Below are 16,586 nucleotides of genomic sequence, written 5' to 3'. Positions count from 1 at the left end.
CGGGATCCCAGCTTAGGCCGCGTCCCTCTCAGGCGTCCCTCACGCGTCGATGTCGTGGCGCCGCAGGCGGTAGCGCCGCAGCGTCAGCAGACTCGCCGCCATCAGCACAGCCGGAAGGATGCTGAAGCTCCACACGATGCCCGTGACGGCCGTATCGGGCTGCGTGGCGGTGGTCCCGGCGACGGTCGAGACATACCCGGTCGCCGCGAGGGTCAGCGACACCGCGGTGGCGCCCAGCGCGAAGCCGATCGTCTCGCCGGCAGTCCACACGCCGGTGAAGGTGCCTGCCCGACCGGCGCCGCTGCGGCGCTCATCGTGGGAGATCACATCGGGGAGCATGGCCATGGGCAGGGACTGCAGCCCTGCATACGCGATCCCGGCCAGGGCGATCGATCCGTACATCCATGCTCCAGGCACCCAGGCGGCGACGATGAGCGATGCCGCGGCGGTGAGGAAGACCGTGCTCGCGATGGCGAACGCCCGCTCTTTGCCGATGCGGCGTGAGACAGCGGTCCATGCCGGGGTGGCGACGAATGCCGGGCCGACCAGCGCGAGGAAGACGAGCGTCACGGCGTCCTCGGAGCGCAGCACCCATGTGGCGACGTACTGCGCCGCGGCGAGCATCGTGCCGGTCGCGAGCGCCTGCAGCAGGAACGTGCCCAGCAGCGCGCGGAACGGCTGACTGCGCCGCAGAGTGTCCAGTGCGGCGGAGTACTGCTCGCGGATGCGCGTCGGCGGGGTGTCGACCGGTTCTCCGCCCTTCGAGGGTGCCTCTGTGCGCTGCGGCGCGGCAGCGTCCGCCGCGCGCGAGGCGATGAGCATCCCGATGCCGATCGTGAGACCGGCCACGACGCCCATCAGCAGGTAGCCGGACACGGGATCGGAGCCGGCGCGGCGCAGCTCGGGGCCGCCGGCGCCGAACAGCAGGATCGCGGCCGTCAGCACGACGACGCGCCAGCCGAGCAGTCGCGTGCGCTCGTCGTAGCCAGAGGTGAGCTCTGCGGGAAGCGCCACGTACGGCACCTGGAAGAGGCTGAACGAGGTGGCGGTGCCGAGGAAGGCGAGGAGCACGCAGATCGCCCCGGCGACCGGCCCCCACGACGGCGGTACGGCGAAGGTCAGGGCGAAGAACACCGGGAGCGTGAGCGCCCCGAGCACCATGAGGCCGCGGCGTGAGCCGGCGCGGCGGTACTGGCGATCGGATGCCGCGCCGATCAGCGGATCGATCACGACATCCCAGATCTTGGCTGCGGTCACGATGAAGCCGGCGGCGAGGGCCGCGACGCCGAGGTTGTCGGTGAGGAAGTACGTCAGCACCAACCCGGGCAGAGTGGCGTAGCCGCCGGTGCCGAGCGAGCCGATCGCGTAGAGCGCGATGGTGCGCGCGGACAGGCGGACGGATGCTCGTTCGGGCCGAGCCTCGGTGCTCATCGCGCCAGTGTATCGGTGCGCGACGAGCCTCCTCCGGTCAGATCAGCGAGAGCTCGCGCAGCTTCGCCTCGACATCGGCGTTCGACGGCTCGACGTGGTGCGAGGAGTCGGGGTAGACCACCACGGGGATGTTCGTGCGGCCCGAGATCTCCTTCGCGACGTCTGCCGCCGCGGGCTCGGCGACGAGGTCGACGTAGGTGTACTCGATGCCGAGCGAGTCGAGCTGCTTCTTCGTGCGGATGCAGTCGCGGCACCAGTCGGCACCGAACATCGTGATGGCGGATTCTGCAGGAGAGGTCATGCATCCAGCCTAGAACCGCCCGGCTGAGCGAGGGCCGACAGCGGATCCTGCCGTCTCGGCAGCAAGCCATTGCGAGGTAAGGGTTACCTTACCTATGCTGAAGGCATGAGCACCGCCTGCGAGCACGTAGAGGATCCGGACTGGGAGAACATCGCGGGTGTCGTGCTGATCGCCGGTGATTCGACCGACGCCGGTGCCATCGCCTCGATCGCGGCGCGCATGCCGTGGGACGCCGAAGGGGTCATCCTCATCGAGGCATCCGCGCGCATCCAGTTCCGCCACATCGACGTGCCCGAAGGGGTGTCCGTCCGGTGGCTGCTGCGTGGCGACGGCGTCCGTCAGCATGCGAAGGGAGAGCGGCTCGCGACCGCGGTGCACTCGTGGTGCGTCGAATGGACCTGCGGCGAACCGCAGCTGCAGTGGACGGTCTGGCTCGGGGCGCACACCCCGCCGCATGTCGCCCGCATGGCGCGCAGCCTGCTCGGCGTGACGAACTGAACTCAGCGCGTCGGGAGCTGGACTCAGCGCGTCGGGAGCACTGGACTCAGCGCGTCGCGAGCACTCGACTCAGCGCGTCGCGAGCACGGGGGCGCCGCCGAGATTCGCACCCGCCGTGATTGCATCGAGGGCACGACGCAGCGACGAGCTCGACGTGTGCGCCGTGTACGGGAAGTACACGACCTCGACGCCGACCTCGGCGAACTCGCGCTCGAGGCGGAGTCCCTTGTCGGTCCCGCGCCAGTCGTCGCCCTTGAAGAAGTGCGTGAACTGCACCTCGCGCCAGGAGTCCATCTTCGACGGAGTCGTCTCGACGTAGACGTCGTCGACGAACGAGATGTGACGGACGATCTCCGCCCGCTCGGCGGTCGGGATGACGGGCTCGATGCCCTTCACCTGCCGCAGCATCTCATCGCTGACGACACCGGCGACGAGAATGTCGCAGTGCTGCTTGGCGTGACGAAGAAGGTTCAGATGCCCGACATGAAACAAGTCGAAGGCACCAACGGCGTAGCCGATGCGCGTCCCCATGATCTCCCCAGATCAGTGATTCCCCAGAGAGCGGATCCCCATCCGCTCAGCGACTCCCACAGCCGCATCGGGCCAGCCTAGCAGGTACGGGTTTCGCTGCCCATAGGAACCCATGGAACTATGGACTCCGCAGTGGATTCCGGTACAGCCGAAGGGGGAGGCGCGTGAGGACAGCGGTCACCGTCATCGTGCCGACCTTCAATGAACGCGACAACGTCGCCGAGCTGGTCTCCCGCACCGCGACCGCGCTCGCCGCCTATGACGCGGAGATCCTGTTCGTCGACGACAGCACCGACGACACCGCCGCCGAGGTCGATCGCGTCGCCGCCGACGCTCCGCTGCCGGTCCGCGTGATCCACCGCGACGACAACACCGGCGGACTCGGCGGCGCCGTCGTGGTGGGCCTGCAGGCCGCATCCGCCGATCTGTGCATCGTGATGGACGGCGACCTGCAGCATCCGCCCGAGCTGCTTCCGGCGCTGCTGCGTCGACACGACGAGGGTGAGGCGGATGTCGTCGCCGCGTCGCGGTACATCGGGGGCGGGGACACCAGCGGCCTCGGGACTGCCGTGCGGTTCGGGGTGTCGAGGGCCGCCACGTGGCTGACGCGGGCGATGTTCCCCATCCGACTCGCGCGCAGCACCGATCCGATGACGGGATTCTTCCTCGTCGATCGGCGTCGCCTCGATCTGCCGGCCCTCAAGCCGCAGGGCTTCAAGATCCTGCTCGAGATCCTCGCCCGCACCGATCTGCGCATCGCGGAGATCCCGATGGAGTTCGCGGAGCGTCGGCACGGCACCTCCAAGGCGAGCCTGCGGCAGGGTGCCACCTTCGTCGCCCATCTGGCGCGACTGCGCTTCGGCAAGATGTCGCTGTTCGCCCTGATCGGGCTGATCGGCGCCCTCGCCAACCTCGGCATCATGTGGCTGCTCACGACCACCGGTGTGCCGTACATCTGGGCGGCGATCATCGGTGCCGAGGTCACGATCATCGGCAACTTCATCCTGCAGGAGCGCTTCGTCTTCGCCGACATGCGCACCGACGCCCGGGGGCTCGGCGGTCGCTTCGCCGCATCCTTCACCTTCAACAATGTCGAGGCCGCGCTGCGCATCCCGGTGATGGCGCTGATGGTCGAGTCCTGGCACATCTCCAGCGTGCTCGCGACGGGACTCTCGCTGATCGTCGCGTTCTTCGCGCGGTTCCTGTTCCACTCGCTGGTCGTGTACGCGCCGCAGCGCCGCAGGAGGACCGAGCCGGTCGGCAGCGAGCCGAAGCCCGACACCGCCGCGCTGCGCATCATCCGGGCGATCGATGCCGAGGCGATGAAGCCGGGCGAGCTCTAGCGCGTCAGTCGACCGGGCCCGCGAGGTACGCCTCGAGCGCGGCGTCCGCATCGCGGGGCGTCCACCCCGTCGAGATGATGCGGCCGAGATCGAGCACGCTGTTGAGCGGTCGGGGCGCGACCGGAGCCTCGCTGCCGGCGAAGTACTCCGCCGTGCTCACATCGCTCACCGCGGCCGGATCGTGGCCCGTCACTCGATAGACCGAGCGGGCGATGTCGGCCCACGAGTGCGGCTCGCCGCCGCCGGTGACGTTGTAGACCCCGAAAGGCGCCTCCGCGGCCAGCAGATGCAGGATCGCCGCGGCGAGGTCGTCGGTGAACGTGAGGCGTCCGATCTGGTCGGCGACGACGCGGGGTGCGATCCCTCTGTCCGCCAGCGACGCCATGGTGCGCACGAAGTTCTGTCCTTCGCCGATCACCCAGGAGGTCCGCACGACGTAGTGCCGCGGCACCGTCGCGACGATGGCGTCGCCGGCGGCCTTGGTCTGCCCGTAGACGCCGAGCGGGTTCACCGGATCGTCCTCGAGGTACGGCGCGGATGTCGACCCGTCGAACACGTAGTCGCTCGACACGTGCACGAGCGTGATGCCGTTCTCCGTCGCGATGCGCGCGAGCGCGGCGACGCCCGCGACGTTCGCGGCCCAGGCCTGCGTGCGTCCCTCGGGCGTCTCGGCCCGGTCGACCGCGGTGTAGGCGGCGGCGTTGATGATCGTGCCGTAGTCGCGCCAGCGGCGAGCGTTCGGAAGGTCGGGGTCGGCGAGGTCGAGGGCCTCCCTGGTGGCGTACTCGACGTGCGAGGCATCGCCGAGGGCGGCACGCAGAGCGAGTCCGAGCTGCCCCGCGGATCCGATGACCAGCGTCGTGCGAGGGCCGATCGGCCTCACGTCGGCGAGCCGCGGGTGGGCGAGGTCCTTGGGGGAGATCTCGACCTGGTCGAGCGGGATCGGCCAGGCGATCGCGGCGGTCTCGTCGGCGAGGTTGAGGAAGGAGTACGCGGCGTCCGGCGACCAGTGGTCGTTCACGAGGTACGTGTATGCGGTGTCCGCCTCGAGGGTCTGGTACGAGTTGCCCACCCCGCGCGGCACCAGGATCGCCCTGGACGGATCGATCTCCGCAGTGAACACCGCGCCGAAGGTGTCGCCGGCGCGCAGGTCGACCCAGGCCCCGAAGATGCGGCCGGTGGCCACCGAGACCCACTTGTCCCAGGGCTCGGCGTGGATGCCGCGGGTGGTGCCGATCGCGTCGTTGAACGACACGTTGTTCTGCACGGGGCCGAAGTCGGGCAGACCGGCGGCGACCATCTTCTCGCGCTGCCAGTTCTCCTTGAACCAGCCGCGGGAGTCGCCGTGCACGGGCAGATCGACCAGCAGCAGCCCGGGGATCGGGGTGCGGGTGACGGTGAGCGCCTTGCCGAACTCCGTCATCACTGTCCCTGGGCGGCGTAGAAGGACTCGGTGGCGTCCTTGGAGGGAGCCCACCAGTCCTCGTTCGCGCGGTACCAGTCGATCGTCGAGGCGAGTCCCGATTCGAAGTCCGAGTACTGCGGCTGCCATCCCAGCTCGGTGCGCAGCTTCGTGGAGTCGATCGCGTAGCGAAGGTCGTGTCCTGCACGATCGGTGACGTGGTCGTAGGCGTCCGCCGGCTGGCCCATCTGCGTGAGGATCAGCTCGACCACCGATCTGTTGTCCTTCTCGCCGTCCGCGCCGATGAGATAGGTCTCCCCGATCTCACCCTTCTCGAGGATCGTGAGCACCGCGGACGAATGGTCGTCCGCGTGGATCCAGTCGCGCACGTTGAGCCCCGCCCCGTAGAGCTTGGGACGGATGCCGCGCAGGACGTTGGTGATCTGGCGCGGGATGAACTTCTCGACGTGCTGATACGGGCCGTAGTTGTTCGAGCAGTTCGAGATCGTGGCCTGCACGCCGAAGGAGCGCACCCAGGCCCGCACGAGCAGGTCGCTCCCCGCCTTCGTCGACGAATACGGCGAGGAGGGGTTGTAGGGCGTGCTCTCGGTGAAGCGCTGCGGATCGTCGAGCTCGAGATCGCCGTAGACCTCGTCGGTCGAGATGTGGTGGAACCGGCGCTCGTGACGGCGCGCCGCCTCGAGCAGCGTGTACGTCCCGATGATGTTGGTGTCCAGGAACGGACGCGGATCGTGCAGCGAGTTGTCGTTGTGCGACTCCGCCGCGTAGTGCACCACCGCGTCGACGCCCGCGAACAGCGAGTCGACGAGTTCCGCATCCGCGATGTCGCCCTCGACGAGCTCGACGCGGTCGGCGGGGAGACCGGCGAGCGAGGCGCGGTTGCCGGCATAGGTCAGCTTGTCGAGCACCGTGACGTGCGCGTCGGTGTGCGCGACGACGTGGTGCACGAAGTTGGATCCGATGAAGCCGGCACCGCCGGTCACGAGCAGGCGGGTCATGCGCGCCCCCTCTCGAGGAGTCCGAGGAGGTACGAGCCGTACCCCGACTTCACCAGGGCGTCCGCGCGGTCGCGCAGCTCGTCGTCCGTGAGGAAGCCCTGTCGCCAGGCGACCTCCTCCGGGACCCCGATCTTCATGCCGGTGCGACGCTCCATCGTGCGGACGTAGTCGGCGGCATCCGTCATCTGATCGAACGTCCCGGTGTCCAGCCATGCGGTGCCGCGGGGAAGCACCTCGACCTGGAGCTTGCCGCGCTCGAGGTACTCGCGGTTCACGTCCGTGATCTCGTACTCGCCGCGTGCGCTGGGTGCCAACGTGCGGGCGATCTCGATGACGTCGTTGTCGTAGAAGTAGAGTCCGGGCACGGCGTAGTTGCTCTGCGGATCCTTCGGCTTCTCCTCGAGCGAGACGGCTTGTCCGTCGCCGTCGAAGGACACCACGCCGTATGCCTCCGGCTCGGCCACCCAGTAGGCGAACACGGCGCCGCCGTCGATGTCGGCGAAGCGCTTGAGCTGCGTGCCGAGGCCGGGGCCGTACAGCAGGTTGTCGCCGAGCACGAGAGCGACGCTGTCGTCGCCGATGAAGTCTGCGCCGATCGTGAAGGCCTGGGCGAGGCCGTCGGGGGATTCCTGCTGCGCGAAGGTCAGCGAGATGCCGAACTGCGAGCCGTCGCCGAGGAGGCGTTCGAAGTGGGCGGCGTCGTGCGGCGTGGTGATCACCAGGATGTCGCGGATGCCGGCGAGCATCAGCGTCGACAGCGGGTAGTAGACCATCGGTTTGTCGTACACCGGGATGAGCTGCTTCGAGACTCCGAGGGTGATCGGATGCAGGCGAGTGCCCGAACCGCCCGCCAGAATGATGCCCTTCATGATCCCCCTCGTGAAAACGTCGATGTCCATGGTGGCGTCACACAGAGGACGGCTTCCCCTCGCCATCCACGACGACCCCCACAGTCGTACGGATCGACTCTATCGGTTCGAGTGCGGAGGCACCGAGAGCGGCGTGAGAAGAGCCGTCGACGCCGCCTTCCGTCTGATGACCTCGGCCACCGGGATCGCGGTGATCGCGAACAGCAGCGCGAGGGTGCGGGAGGACGTGAGCAGCGGACTGAAGAAGGTGTCCCAGGCCCCGAGCAGCGTCAGCAGCACCGCGAGCCCCGACGCCGCGCGCATCGAGACGCTGCGGGCGACCGCGTAGACCGCGCAGGCGACGAGCATGATCGCGAAGACGGCCCCCACAGGTCCGAAGCGGAGCCACATGTCTCCGAGCACCGAGTGCACCTCGTACTGACCGCCGAACATGTAGCCCTCGACGTATCCGTTGTTCGGGTCGTAGTTCAGGCCGCTCATCCCGGTCTTGGCGATCCAGACGTCCTGCGAGGTCGGGAGCACGCCGCTCCCGAATCCCTGCGGTCGATGGGAGATCAGCGCGGTGGCTGCGCCGAGCTCGGGACGGCCGCCGGCGATCAGGGATCCGGAGGTGTCGATCTGCGCCTGGGTGCGCTGCTGTGCGGCATCGCCGAGCGCGCCGTCGAGGATGAGTGCCTGCAGCAGGCTGAACGCGCCCAGGCTGAGCACCCCGAGCATCAGCAGCGTCTGCAGCGGACGGGGTCGTCTCCTCCCCGGCGGCATGAAGGACTGCCACAGCACGATCACCCCCGACAGGAGCAGGAACGAGGTCATCGAGCGCGAGTCCGACACCAGGCAGATCCCGGCGAGCACGGCGAGCGCCAGCAGATCGAGCCAGCGTCGCGCGCTCGTCGACGTCAGGCCCAGGACGATGATGATCACCGGCACCGCGAGCGAGTACTTCCAGAGGTTCGCCGAGTTGCCGCCGGTGAGAGCGACGTTCGCCAGGGCGCCCAGGCCGAAGGCGACGGCGGTGCCGCCGATGCCGAGCTGGGTGCGCGCCCAGAGCAGCGTGCCGATCCCGCCCGCGAGGGACAGCAGCGTGAACGTCTGCTCGAGCAGGAGTGACGCGGATGTCGGTCGCATCGTCTCCGTGCTCGTCAGCACCGCGCCCCAGACCGCGGCGACGACCGCCAGCCCGAGCAGCGGGCGGACGAAGCGGAACTGCTTCATCGCCGGCCACCACACCGGGAGCAGGGCCACCGCGGTCAACAGCGACAGGCTCACACCGGGGCCGAACTGGTAGCGGATGGCGGATGCGGCGGCAGCACCGGCGGCGATGATCGACGTCGTGGTGTACTTCTCCGCCTGGAGCATGCGTCGGCTCAGGATCAGCGCAGGTCCCCGCGGAACACGGCGGTCCGCGCGCCGAACAGGTAGTCCACGGTGATGGTGACGTCTTCTCGATCGGCTTCGGCGACGGAGAACAGGTAGGTGCCCTCGGCGGATTCTCCGGGTGCGAGGGTGCCCTCGAAGGGAGCGCCGCCCGGCTGGGTGAGCGTGCCGGCGGGAGCGCGATCCTTGCCGGAGTACGCGTTTACCGTGACGTACTCGAGGTCCAGAGGCTCCTTCCCGGTGTTCACGACGAGCACCGTGGCCCGGATCGCGGGGCCGGAGGTCTCTCCGGCCGACGTCGCCTCGCCCTGCACGGCCTGGAGGCTCGACAGAGAGAGCTCGATGCCGTCGTCGGCGACGATCGTGGCGTCGGGAGCCACCGGCGACAGCTCGGGGAAGGCGCCCTCGCTCTCCGTGGGGGCGGGAGTCGGCGTCTGCGTCGCTCGCGGCGCGTCGGGGCTCACGATGTCGCGCGGCGGCACGGTCGGCGTCGACGACGGCGACGGCGCGGTGCCTCCTCCGCCCGAGAGCAGCGGCGGCACGACGAATGCGGCCACGACGGCCAGGACGATCACGGCGACGAGCACAGACAGTGCGATCCACCCTCGACGACGAGTGGACTCCGATCCCTCGTGTGCATCCACCGTGTGACCCCCATGACCGATACCGCGCGGCGCCACCCGTCGACACGAGTGGCGTGATCAGAGTTTAGACCGAAGTGCCTGAACCCGATCGAGCGGTCGTCAACAGGCGCTTCCCGTCGCGAACACCTCGCCACGCGGCTCGCAGGGGCGGCAGCGGACGGAGGAACTGCCGCCGACCGCCACGCAGCAGCACCTGCCACGCGTTGCGTGCGGCGGAGCGCGACCACGCCTCGGCATCCTCGGGCTCCAGCAGCAGGCCCGCGAACAGGAGTCGATTGCGGATGTTGTAGTAGTAGTACAGCTCGGATTTCTCCTCGGGCCGCTGCGAGGCCGATCGGTGCGTGCCGCCCTCGTCATGCACGGCGAGGGCGCCCTCCACGACGACCAGCCGTGCGCCGGCCCGGCTCGCCCGCACCGAGATGTCGACGTCCTCCCAGTACAGGAAGTACGCGTCGTGGAATCCGCCGACGCTGTCCCACAGCCGGCGGGAGAACCACAGGCAGGCACCGCTCAGCCACGGCATCCGCTCCGCGTCCGGCTGCTCGCGCCGCCGCCGAGGGCCGCCCATCGAGCCGTCGGCGAGGTAGACGTCCATCCCGGCGAACCAGGTGCGGCCGTGCTCGTCCTCGACGCGCGGTGACGCGAGGGTCATGCCGTCGGCGGTCGCGTCGGCGAGGGCGTCGATCGATGCCGCATCGATGTGGGCGTCCGGATTCAGCAGGAGGATGTCGGTGACCCCGAGGTCGCCGAACGCGACCAGGGCGCCCGCGTTCACGCCGCCGCCGAAGCCCGCGTTGTCGGGCATGGCGACCAATCGCCACCCCTGCGCGGCGCACAGCACCTCGACGCGGTCGCGCTCCTGCGCGCTGGAGAAGTTGTCGACGACGACGATCGACGCGGTCGGCACCGCCCTCGCCGTCGCCGTCAGATTCTTCTCCAGCAGCTGCGACGAGCCGTAGTTGACGACGATGATCCCCAGTGCACGAGACGTGCTCATCGGTGGTCCTCCCAGGTCGCGACGGATCCACCCTCCGCGCGGAAGGCCCTGTCGATATAGTGAAGGCTACATTTCGGCGCCGCCTGGGGGAGTTGTCGTGTCAGAGATCCGAGCCGCCATGTCGCGGCTGAAGCAGGCGCAGAAGTCGTCGAAAGGCGCGGCTGCGTATTCGCGCTACGTCAATCGACCGCTCGGCAGACCGCTCGCGGCCACCGCGTACGTCCTGAAGATGACCCCGACCCAGGTCACGATGGTCAGTGCGCTGTGCACCCTGACAGGCGTCGCGCTGATCGCCCTGCTCACGCCGACGGTGTGGTCGTCGATCGCCGTGGCCGCTCTGCTCGTGCTCGGCTATGCCCTCGACTCCGCCGACGGACAGCTCGCGCGCCTCACGGGCACCGGGTCGCTCGCCGGCGAGTGGCTGGATCACTTCTTCGATTCGCTGAAGCTGGCCACCATCCATCTCGCGGTGCTCGTGTGCTGGTTCCGGTTCTACGAGATCGACGACATCTGGCTGCTGGTGCCGCTCGCGTTCGCCGCGATCGCCAACACGTTCTTCTTCGGGATCATGGCCGCCGACTTCCTCCGCCGGATCCATCGGCTGCAGTCCCCCGTGGCGACGGACGAGGCCCCCCGCGAGGCCTGGCGATCGGGTTCGCTCTACTCCATCGCCGTGATCCCCACCGACTACGGCTTCCTCAGCCTCTCGTTCGTCCTGCTGTGGTGGCAGCCCGGATTCATGTTCGTCTACACGGCGCTGGCGGCGGTCAACGCTCTCATGCTGTGTCTCGCCGCGCTTCGCTGGTACCGCTCGATCCGAGGATTGGACAGCCATGGCTGACTCCGCCAGACCGCTCCGAGTGATGCAGTCGTTCGGAGCGCCGCGCGTCACCACGAATCCGTACATCACCATGCTCGACGCCGCGCTCGCCGCCTCGAGCGAGGTGGAGCACCTGCGTTTCTCGTGGCGGGGTGCGCTGTTCGGCAGGTACGACGTCTTCCACTGGCACTGGCCGGAGGTCAAGCTGCACGGCGGCAGCGCCGTGTCGTCCGTCGGCAAGTACGTCCTCGCCTCGCTGCTCGCTCTGCGGCACACGCTCGACCGTCGTATCGCCGTCGTCCGCACGGTGCACAACCTGGAGCTGCCCGACGACAACGCCGCGCGGCTGTGGCTGCTGCGACGCATCGATCGGCAGGCGGATCACCGCATCGTCCTGAACGAGACGACCCCGCTGCCGGCAGGCACCGCGCAGTCTCTGATCCTGCACGGTCACTACCGTGATTGGTACCGGCCCGCCGCCGACGCGGCACCGGTCCCCGGCCGGCTGGGCACCTTCGGCGGCGTCCGTCGCTACAAGGGCGTCTCGGGATTCGTCGACGCCTACGCGCAGGCCGTCGAGATGGATGCCTCCATCAGCATGGTGATCGGCGGAAAGGCCTCCAGCGCGGAGCTCGCCGAGGATCTGCGGGCACGGGTCGCCGGCCTTCCGGGCGTGACCCTGCAGCTCGAGTTCCTGAGCGACGACGAGCTCGTGGACCTGGTCACCTCGTCCGAGCTGGTCGTCCTCGCCTACCGCTTCATGCACAACTCGGGCAGCGTGCTCGCCGCGCTCTCCCTCGATCGTGCCGTGCTCGTGCCGCGCAACGCCCCGAACGAGGCGCTCGCCGCCGAGGTGGGGGCGGAGTGGGTGCAGATGTACGACGACGAGCTCGACGGTCGGCGCCTCCTGGACACCCTGTACGCGGTGCGGAGCATCGACGGGGCAGCGCGCCCTGATCTGTCCCGGCGCGAGTGGGCCGACGCCGGTTCCGCTCATGCCCGCGCCTATCGTGCCGCGCTCCGCGATCGCCGTGCACGACGCACGCCGCGCGGAAGCACGGGGGCGCGCGCATGATGCGCGAGGCGGCGTTCCGGCTGAAGACGGCACTGGGCGGCCGGAGCAGCCTCGACGCGTACCGCGAGTTCCTGGCGATGGACGCTCTCGACGGCGCCGCGATCGCGGAGGTGTCCGCGCAGCGCTCCGCCGCACATGCGCGGTTCGCCTTCGAGCACAGCGCGTTCTATCGGGACCTGTACTCGTCGCACGGCTTCACGGCGGCAGAGCTAGAGGACCCGGCGTCGTTCTCGGCGCTTCCGATCGTCGACAAGGCGATGCTGCGGGAGAACTTCGACAGCATCCGCACCGATGAGGCGAACGACCGCACCAGCATGGTGTCGAAGACCGGGGGGAGCACGGGCCTGCCCCTGCACCTGCTGCGCGACCTGCGATTCCCGGCCAGGGCGCTCGAGTGGCGTCTGTTCCAGTGGTGGGGTGTCAGGCCCTGGGACGACCGCGGCATCGTGACGCGCCACGTTCTCACCGGCGCCGCCCGGCTGCGGCACGACGTCGGCTGGCTGCCCTCGCGGCGTGTCCAGCTCGACGCCTTCCAGATCACCGATCAGGCCGTCATCGACTTCACGAAGGCCTGGAACCGGGTGCGACCCCGATTCCTGATCGGCTATGGAGGGGGAGTGCTCGACACCGTGCGCAGGATGCAGCGGCTGGGCCTCTCGGTGACCCCTCCGCGGGCGGTCGCGGTGACGGCCGCGCCGCTCACCGCCGGCACTCGGGCCGAGATCGAGTCGGCGTTCGGAGCGCCCTGCTTCGACCACTACCGGTCGGCGGAGATCCCGTGGATGGCCGGCGAATGCGCGCACCAGACGGGCTTGCACGTGTTCGCCGACGCCCGCCGGATCGAGATCGTCGACGCCGACGACTCGGTGGTTCCGGACGGCACCGAGGGCGAGGTCATCGTGAGCGACCTGACCAATCGAGTCTTCCCGATCGTGCGATACCGGCTGGGGGACATCAGTCGGATCCTTCCCGGGGCGTGCGCCTGCGGACGAGGCCTGCCGCGACTCGGCGCCATCTCCGGCCGCTCCTCCGACGCCGTCCGTCTGCCGGACGGCACCACGATCGCCGGCGCTCTGGGGCACATCTTCGACGATTCGCCTCTCTCGATCCGGCAGTTCGAGATCGTCCAGGAGGCGGACTACTCGGTGACGTTGAGGTGCATCCCGAGCGACGCGCCGGACGCACAGCGGGGCATCGACGCCGCGGCGGCACGACTGCGTTTCGCGACGAAGGGCCTCGTGCCGGTGACCGTCGAGCTGGTCGACGGCATCCCGCAGGTCGGCGGCAAGATGCGGTTCATCCGCAGCGCCGTCCCCGCGCCGTCGGGGGATGCTCCGGCGGCGGATCCTACGTAATATCTCGGTTTCACAACGATCGACGCGCCGTCTCCGTATAGACTGGCTCTGGCCGTCGCCCTCCGGGTAGGCGGTGCGTACCGAAACTGCACACCATCTCGCCCGGAGGGGGCTAGCTGGAGGGGCGCGGTGTACGCGGGCTGAAACCCCAAGGAGACAAGCTGTTGCGTTTGCGACATACATTTACCCGACCCCACCCCTCCCATCAGATCGCCGCGGGAACGACCGCGGCCATCGCCGCCGGCGCCCTGCTGGTCGGCCTTATCGGCGCCCCCGCTCAGGCGGCTGAGACGCCAGACCCCGATCCGACATCCACACCGGCCGCGACTGCGCCCCCGACCGACGCGCCGGCACCGACCGCCCCCGCCGATGACGCCGAGCGGACGACCGAGTCGCCTGTCGACGCGGCGGCGCCGGACGGTTCAGCCGATGCTGCCGCCGGCGAACAGCGTGCGGCCGCGGCGACCGCACCGGTCGTGCTGCTCGACGACGACTTCTCCCGTGACGCGACCGCAGGATGGGGGCGCTCCGACAACGGCCTCGCCTACTCGTCCTGGTCCTCGCGCACGACCGTGGCGAGCGTCGACGGCGAGGCAGCCGCGATCGCTCTCGATCCTGGCGAGTCCGCGTACCTGACCCCTCGTGCGGTGAGCGCCGACGACGTGAGGATCTCGGCCGACATCCGACTCACCGAGAGCGGCGGGCGCAGCTACTACGCGTTCACCACCCGCGTGCAGAGCGACGGATCGTCCTATCGGGTGCGCGTCTTCAGCGACGCCGACGGGCGGCCGCAGCTGTCTGTCGTGCGGAGCAAGGGCCGTGTCGACACCGAGCTGAAGTCGGTCCTGCTTCCGACGAGCCTGCTCGGCGACTCGTGGGTCACGTTCGATGCGAGCGTGACCGGCACCGACGCCGTCGTGTTCGAGGCGCGGCTGACCCCGAGAGGCGAGAAGCCGGGAGCGCCCCAGCTCACGGCGACAGATCGATCGAGTGAGCGGCTGTCCGCCGCCGGAGGACTCGCGGTGTGGGGCTACGCGTCCAGCAGCGCCAAGGGCCAGACCGTGCTCCAGCTGGACTCGCTCACCGCTCTGGTCGCCACCACGCCGCTGAGCGGCGAGGAGCCGACCGTGCCGACCGAGCCGGAGCAGCCGCCGACGGAGCCGGAGCAGCCGCCCACGGAGCCCGAGCAGCCGCCCACGGAGCCGGAGCAGCCGCCGACGGAGCCGGAGCAGCCGGAGCAGCCGAACACGTCGACCCGTGGGTCCGCGACCGTCGGCACCGCGTCGTATCCGGTACCCCAGGGAGCCGTGTTCGTGAACGGCGCCTCGACGTCAGGCACTCAGAACGGCCGCGCCGAGACACCGTTCCGCACCGTCCAGGCCGCCGTCAACGCCTCGCCCGCCGGGTCGACGATCGTCATCCGCCGAGGCGAGTATCACGAGTCCGTCAACGTGCCCTTCAGCAAGACGCTCACGATCCAGGCGTATCCCGGTGAGGCCGTGTGGTTCGACGGCTCGACGAGGGTCTCCTCGTGGAGTCAGTCCGGGTCCACCTGGGTGAGCGGCGGATGGACGGCCGAGTTCAGCAGCGACATGCTCAACGGCAACGCGAGCTGGTTCGTCGACCCGAAGTACCCCACGGCGAACCGTCCGGACATGCTGTTCATCGACGGCGTCGCTCAGAAGCAGGTGGCGTCCGCCTCGCAGGTCGTCGCAGGCACCTTCGCGGTGGACTACGCCTCGGATCGCCTGATCCTGGGTACCAACCCGGCAGGCCGCCAGGTGCGCGTCAGCGATCTCCCGCAGGCGCTGAACGTGCAGTCGGCGAACTCGGTGCTGCGTGGCTTCGGCGTGCGTCGCTACGCGACCTCGTACGACGTGCTCGGCACCGTGCGCATGCACAACGTCGGAACCGTGCTGCGCGACCTCGTGATCGAGGACAACGCCACGATCGGTCTCTTCGTCGGGAACGACAGGGCGACCGTCGACAACCTCACCATCCGTCGCAACGGTCTGCTGGGGTTCTCGCTCACCACCGCGTACAACTCGACCGTCACCGACTCGCTGTTCACCGACAACAACGTGGAGCGCTTCAACGGCGCCCCGGTCGCGGGCGGGATCAAGGTCACGCGCTCGCGGGGGGTTCTGATGAGCAACGTCGACACGAGCCGGAACGTCGGCAGCGGCACCTGGTTCGACGAGTCCTGCTTCGATGTGAAGATCGTCGATGTCACCTCCAACGACAACACGGAGATCGGCATCCACGCCGAGCTCTCGTCGCAGGTGACGATCGCCCGCAGCCAGACCTTCGACAACAAGGAGGGCATCCGGATCTTCGACAGCGAGAACGTGCTGATCACCAACAACGACCTCGGCAACAACTCGCGCCATGACATCAACCTGATGCAGGACGAGCGGAGACAGGCTACTCATCGGGTGGGCCGTGACCCGCGTGTGAGCGGGGTCGATCCTACGGTCACCTGGATCACGCGCAACATCTCGATCAACAACAACGTGTTCGGAGCGGGCGGACCTCGAGCGATCTTCGCGCATGACACCGCGACGGGGCGAGCAGTCGACACCTGGAACCTCAGCATCACGGGGAACCTGTTCAGCAGTTCGACCGGCGGGCCCTCGATGGTGACCTGGGGCGGTTCGGGTGATGTCTACGAGACGTTCCAGACCCCGCAGGCGCTGGCGGCGGCGAAGAACCGGACGTGGGTGAATGCCATGACCGCACGCCCTGAGCCCTTCGGGTCCATGACGGAGGAGATCAAGGCCAATGCCTCGGTCGCCGTCCCGCTCAGCTCCCGAGTGGCGACGCTGCTCGGGGTCGCGGCAGGGATCGAGTTCCTCGGCAGCGGTCGCTGAACCGTCCATCCGCCCGTCGTCGTCCTCCGGGGCGGCGGCGGGCGGATCGCGTCCGGG

The 16,586-nt window shown here is 69.1% G+C and carries 15 protein-coding genes; 6 read left to right on the top strand and 9 right to left on the bottom strand.

Features of this window, described 5'->3' with window-relative positions:
- Window positions 1-39 precede the first annotated feature (39 nt).
- Entirely contained in the window at window positions 40-1,431 is a 1,392-nt protein-coding gene (locus ACESK8_RS00295; RefSeq protein WP_372966787.1) for an MFS transporter, read from the bottom strand.
- Between the two features lie 37 nt (window positions 1,432-1,468).
- Window positions 1,469-1,732: a glutaredoxin family protein gene (locus tag ACESK8_RS00290; RefSeq protein WP_372966786.1), complete on the bottom strand. Its 264-nt coding sequence runs from the start codon at window positions 1,730-1,732 to the stop codon at window positions 1,469-1,471.
- Window positions 1,733-1,837: 105 nt separating this feature from the next.
- Here ACESK8_RS00290 and ACESK8_RS00285 point away from each other — a divergent pair, with 105 nt between their 5' ends.
- Window positions 1,838-2,230: an SIP domain-containing protein gene (locus ACESK8_RS00285; RefSeq protein ID WP_372966785.1), complete on the top strand. Its 393-nt coding sequence runs from the start codon at window positions 1,838-1,840 to the stop codon at window positions 2,228-2,230.
- 69 nt (window positions 2,231-2,299) lie between these two features.
- Here the strand turns inward: ACESK8_RS00285 and ACESK8_RS00280 are convergent, their stop codons facing one another.
- The gene (locus ACESK8_RS00280) at window positions 2,300-2,761 is read right to left on the bottom strand and encodes an adenylyltransferase/cytidyltransferase family protein (protein WP_372966784.1); all 462 of its coding nucleotides are present in this window, start codon (window positions 2,759-2,761) and stop codon (window positions 2,300-2,302) included.
- A gap of 164 nt (window positions 2,762-2,925) precedes the next feature.
- On the opposite strand from ACESK8_RS00280, the gene ACESK8_RS00275 reads away from it, so the two are divergent.
- Window positions 2,926-4,104 (top strand): glycosyltransferase, encoded by a 1,179-nt coding sequence (locus tag ACESK8_RS00275; protein ID WP_372966783.1) that lies wholly within the window; start codon window positions 2,926-2,928, stop codon window positions 4,102-4,104.
- A gap of 4 nt (window positions 4,105-4,108) precedes the next feature.
- On the opposite strand, the gene ACESK8_RS00270 is transcribed toward ACESK8_RS00275, so the two are convergent.
- The 6 genes from ACESK8_RS00270 to ACESK8_RS00245 all read right to left on the bottom strand — a co-directional run bounded on the left by ACESK8_RS00270 (window position 4,109) and on the right by ACESK8_RS00245 (window position 10,409).
- Window positions 4,109-5,527 (bottom strand): sugar nucleotide-binding protein, encoded by a 1,419-nt coding sequence (locus ACESK8_RS00270; RefSeq protein WP_372966782.1) that lies wholly within the window; start codon window positions 5,525-5,527, stop codon window positions 4,109-4,111.
- Window positions 5,527-6,525: a dTDP-glucose 4,6-dehydratase gene (gene rfbB / locus ACESK8_RS00265; RefSeq protein ID WP_372966781.1), complete on the bottom strand. Its 999-nt coding sequence runs from the start codon at window positions 6,523-6,525 to the stop codon at window positions 5,527-5,529. Before rfbB ends, ACESK8_RS00270 begins: the two co-directional genes overlap by 1 nt.
- Window positions 6,522-7,394, bottom strand: a complete 873-nt coding sequence (rfbA, locus tag ACESK8_RS00260) for a glucose-1-phosphate thymidylyltransferase RfbA (RefSeq protein ID WP_372966780.1) — start codon at window positions 7,392-7,394, stop codon at window positions 6,522-6,524. The genes rfbB and rfbA overlap by 4 nt, the downstream gene beginning before the upstream one ends.
- Window positions 7,395-7,493: 99 nt before the next feature.
- Complete coding sequence (locus tag ACESK8_RS00255; protein ID WP_372966779.1) at window positions 7,494-8,750, bottom strand: hypothetical protein; 1,257 nt, start codon at window positions 8,748-8,750, stop codon at window positions 7,494-7,496.
- A 14-nt stretch (window positions 8,751-8,764) separates the two neighbouring features.
- Window positions 8,765-9,412, bottom strand: coding sequence for a hypothetical protein (locus tag ACESK8_RS00250; protein WP_372966778.1), 648 nt, complete (start codon window positions 9,410-9,412; stop codon window positions 8,765-8,767).
- Between the two features lie 64 nt (window positions 9,413-9,476).
- Window positions 9,477-10,409 carry a glycosyltransferase family 2 protein gene (locus ACESK8_RS00245; RefSeq protein WP_372966777.1) on the bottom strand — a complete coding sequence of 311 codons (933 nt, stop codon included), beginning with the start codon at window positions 10,407-10,409 and terminating at the stop codon, window positions 9,477-9,479.
- Window positions 10,410-10,506: 97 nt separating this feature from the next.
- Between ACESK8_RS00245 and ACESK8_RS00240 the strand changes: the two genes are divergently transcribed.
- The 4 genes from ACESK8_RS00240 (at window position 10,507) to ACESK8_RS00225 (ending at window position 16,529) form a co-directional block, all read left to right on the top strand.
- The gene (locus ACESK8_RS00240) at window positions 10,507-11,250 is read left to right on the top strand and encodes a CDP-alcohol phosphatidyltransferase family protein (protein ID WP_372966776.1); all 744 of its coding nucleotides are present in this window, start codon (window positions 10,507-10,509) and stop codon (window positions 11,248-11,250) included.
- Window positions 11,243-12,304, top strand: coding sequence for a glycosyl transferase (locus tag ACESK8_RS00235; RefSeq protein WP_372966775.1), 1,062 nt, complete (start codon window positions 11,243-11,245; stop codon window positions 12,302-12,304). The genes ACESK8_RS00240 and ACESK8_RS00235 overlap by 8 nt, the downstream gene beginning before the upstream one ends.
- A complete protein-coding gene (locus ACESK8_RS00230; RefSeq protein ID WP_372966774.1) occupies window positions 12,301-13,659 on the top strand; it encodes a phenylacetate--CoA ligase family protein in 1,359 nt (452 codons plus the stop codon). Before ACESK8_RS00235 ends, ACESK8_RS00230 begins: the two co-directional genes overlap by 4 nt.
- Before the next feature lie 164 nt (window positions 13,660-13,823).
- Window positions 13,824-16,529: a right-handed parallel beta-helix repeat-containing protein gene (locus ACESK8_RS00225; RefSeq protein ID WP_372966773.1), complete on the top strand. Its 2,706-nt coding sequence runs from the start codon at window positions 13,824-13,826 to the stop codon at window positions 16,527-16,529.
- The last annotated feature ends 57 nt before the right edge of the window (window positions 16,530-16,586 follow it).

It is taken from the genome of Microbacterium sp., from assembly GCF_041641055.1.
Lineage (GTDB): Bacteria > Actinomycetota > Actinomycetes > Actinomycetales > Microbacteriaceae > Microbacterium.
Note: the sequence above shows the minus strand (reverse complement) of the source record. Positions and strands in the feature narration are given on the sequence as shown.

Excerpts from the sequence above, each read along its gene's own strand:
- ACESK8_RS00295 (WP_372966787.1), bottom strand. The coding sequence starts at position 1,431 with ATGAGCACCGAGGCTCGGCCCGAACGAGCATCCGTCCGCCTGTCCGCG.
- ACESK8_RS00290 (WP_372966786.1), bottom strand. The coding sequence starts at position 1,732 with ATGACCTCTCCTGCAGAATCCGCCATCACGATGTTCGGTGCCGACTGG.
- ACESK8_RS00285 (WP_372966785.1), top strand. The coding sequence starts at position 1,838 with ATGAGCACCGCCTGCGAGCACGTAGAGGATCCGGACTGGGAGAACATC.
- ACESK8_RS00280 (WP_372966784.1), bottom strand. The coding sequence starts at position 2,761 with ATGGGGACGCGCATCGGCTACGCCGTTGGTGCCTTCGACTTGTTTCAT.
- ACESK8_RS00270 (WP_372966782.1), bottom strand. The coding sequence starts at position 5,527 with ATGACGGAGTTCGGCAAGGCGCTCACCGTCACCCGCACCCCGATCCCC.
- rfbB (WP_372966781.1), bottom strand. The coding sequence starts at position 6,525 with ATGACCCGCCTGCTCGTGACCGGCGGTGCCGGCTTCATCGGATCCAAC.
- rfbA (WP_372966780.1), bottom strand. The coding sequence starts at position 7,394 with ATGAAGGGCATCATTCTGGCGGGCGGTTCGGGCACTCGCCTGCATCCG.
- ACESK8_RS00255 (WP_372966779.1), bottom strand. The coding sequence starts at position 8,750 with ATGCTCCAGGCGGAGAAGTACACCACGACGTCGATCATCGCCGCCGGT.
- ACESK8_RS00245 (WP_372966777.1), bottom strand. The coding sequence starts at position 10,409 with ATGAGCACGTCTCGTGCACTGGGGATCATCGTCGTCAACTACGGCTCG.
- ACESK8_RS00235 (WP_372966775.1), top strand. The coding sequence starts at position 11,243 with ATGGCTGACTCCGCCAGACCGCTCCGAGTGATGCAGTCGTTCGGAGCG.
- ACESK8_RS00230 (WP_372966774.1), top strand. The coding sequence starts at position 12,301 with ATGATGCGCGAGGCGGCGTTCCGGCTGAAGACGGCACTGGGCGGCCGG.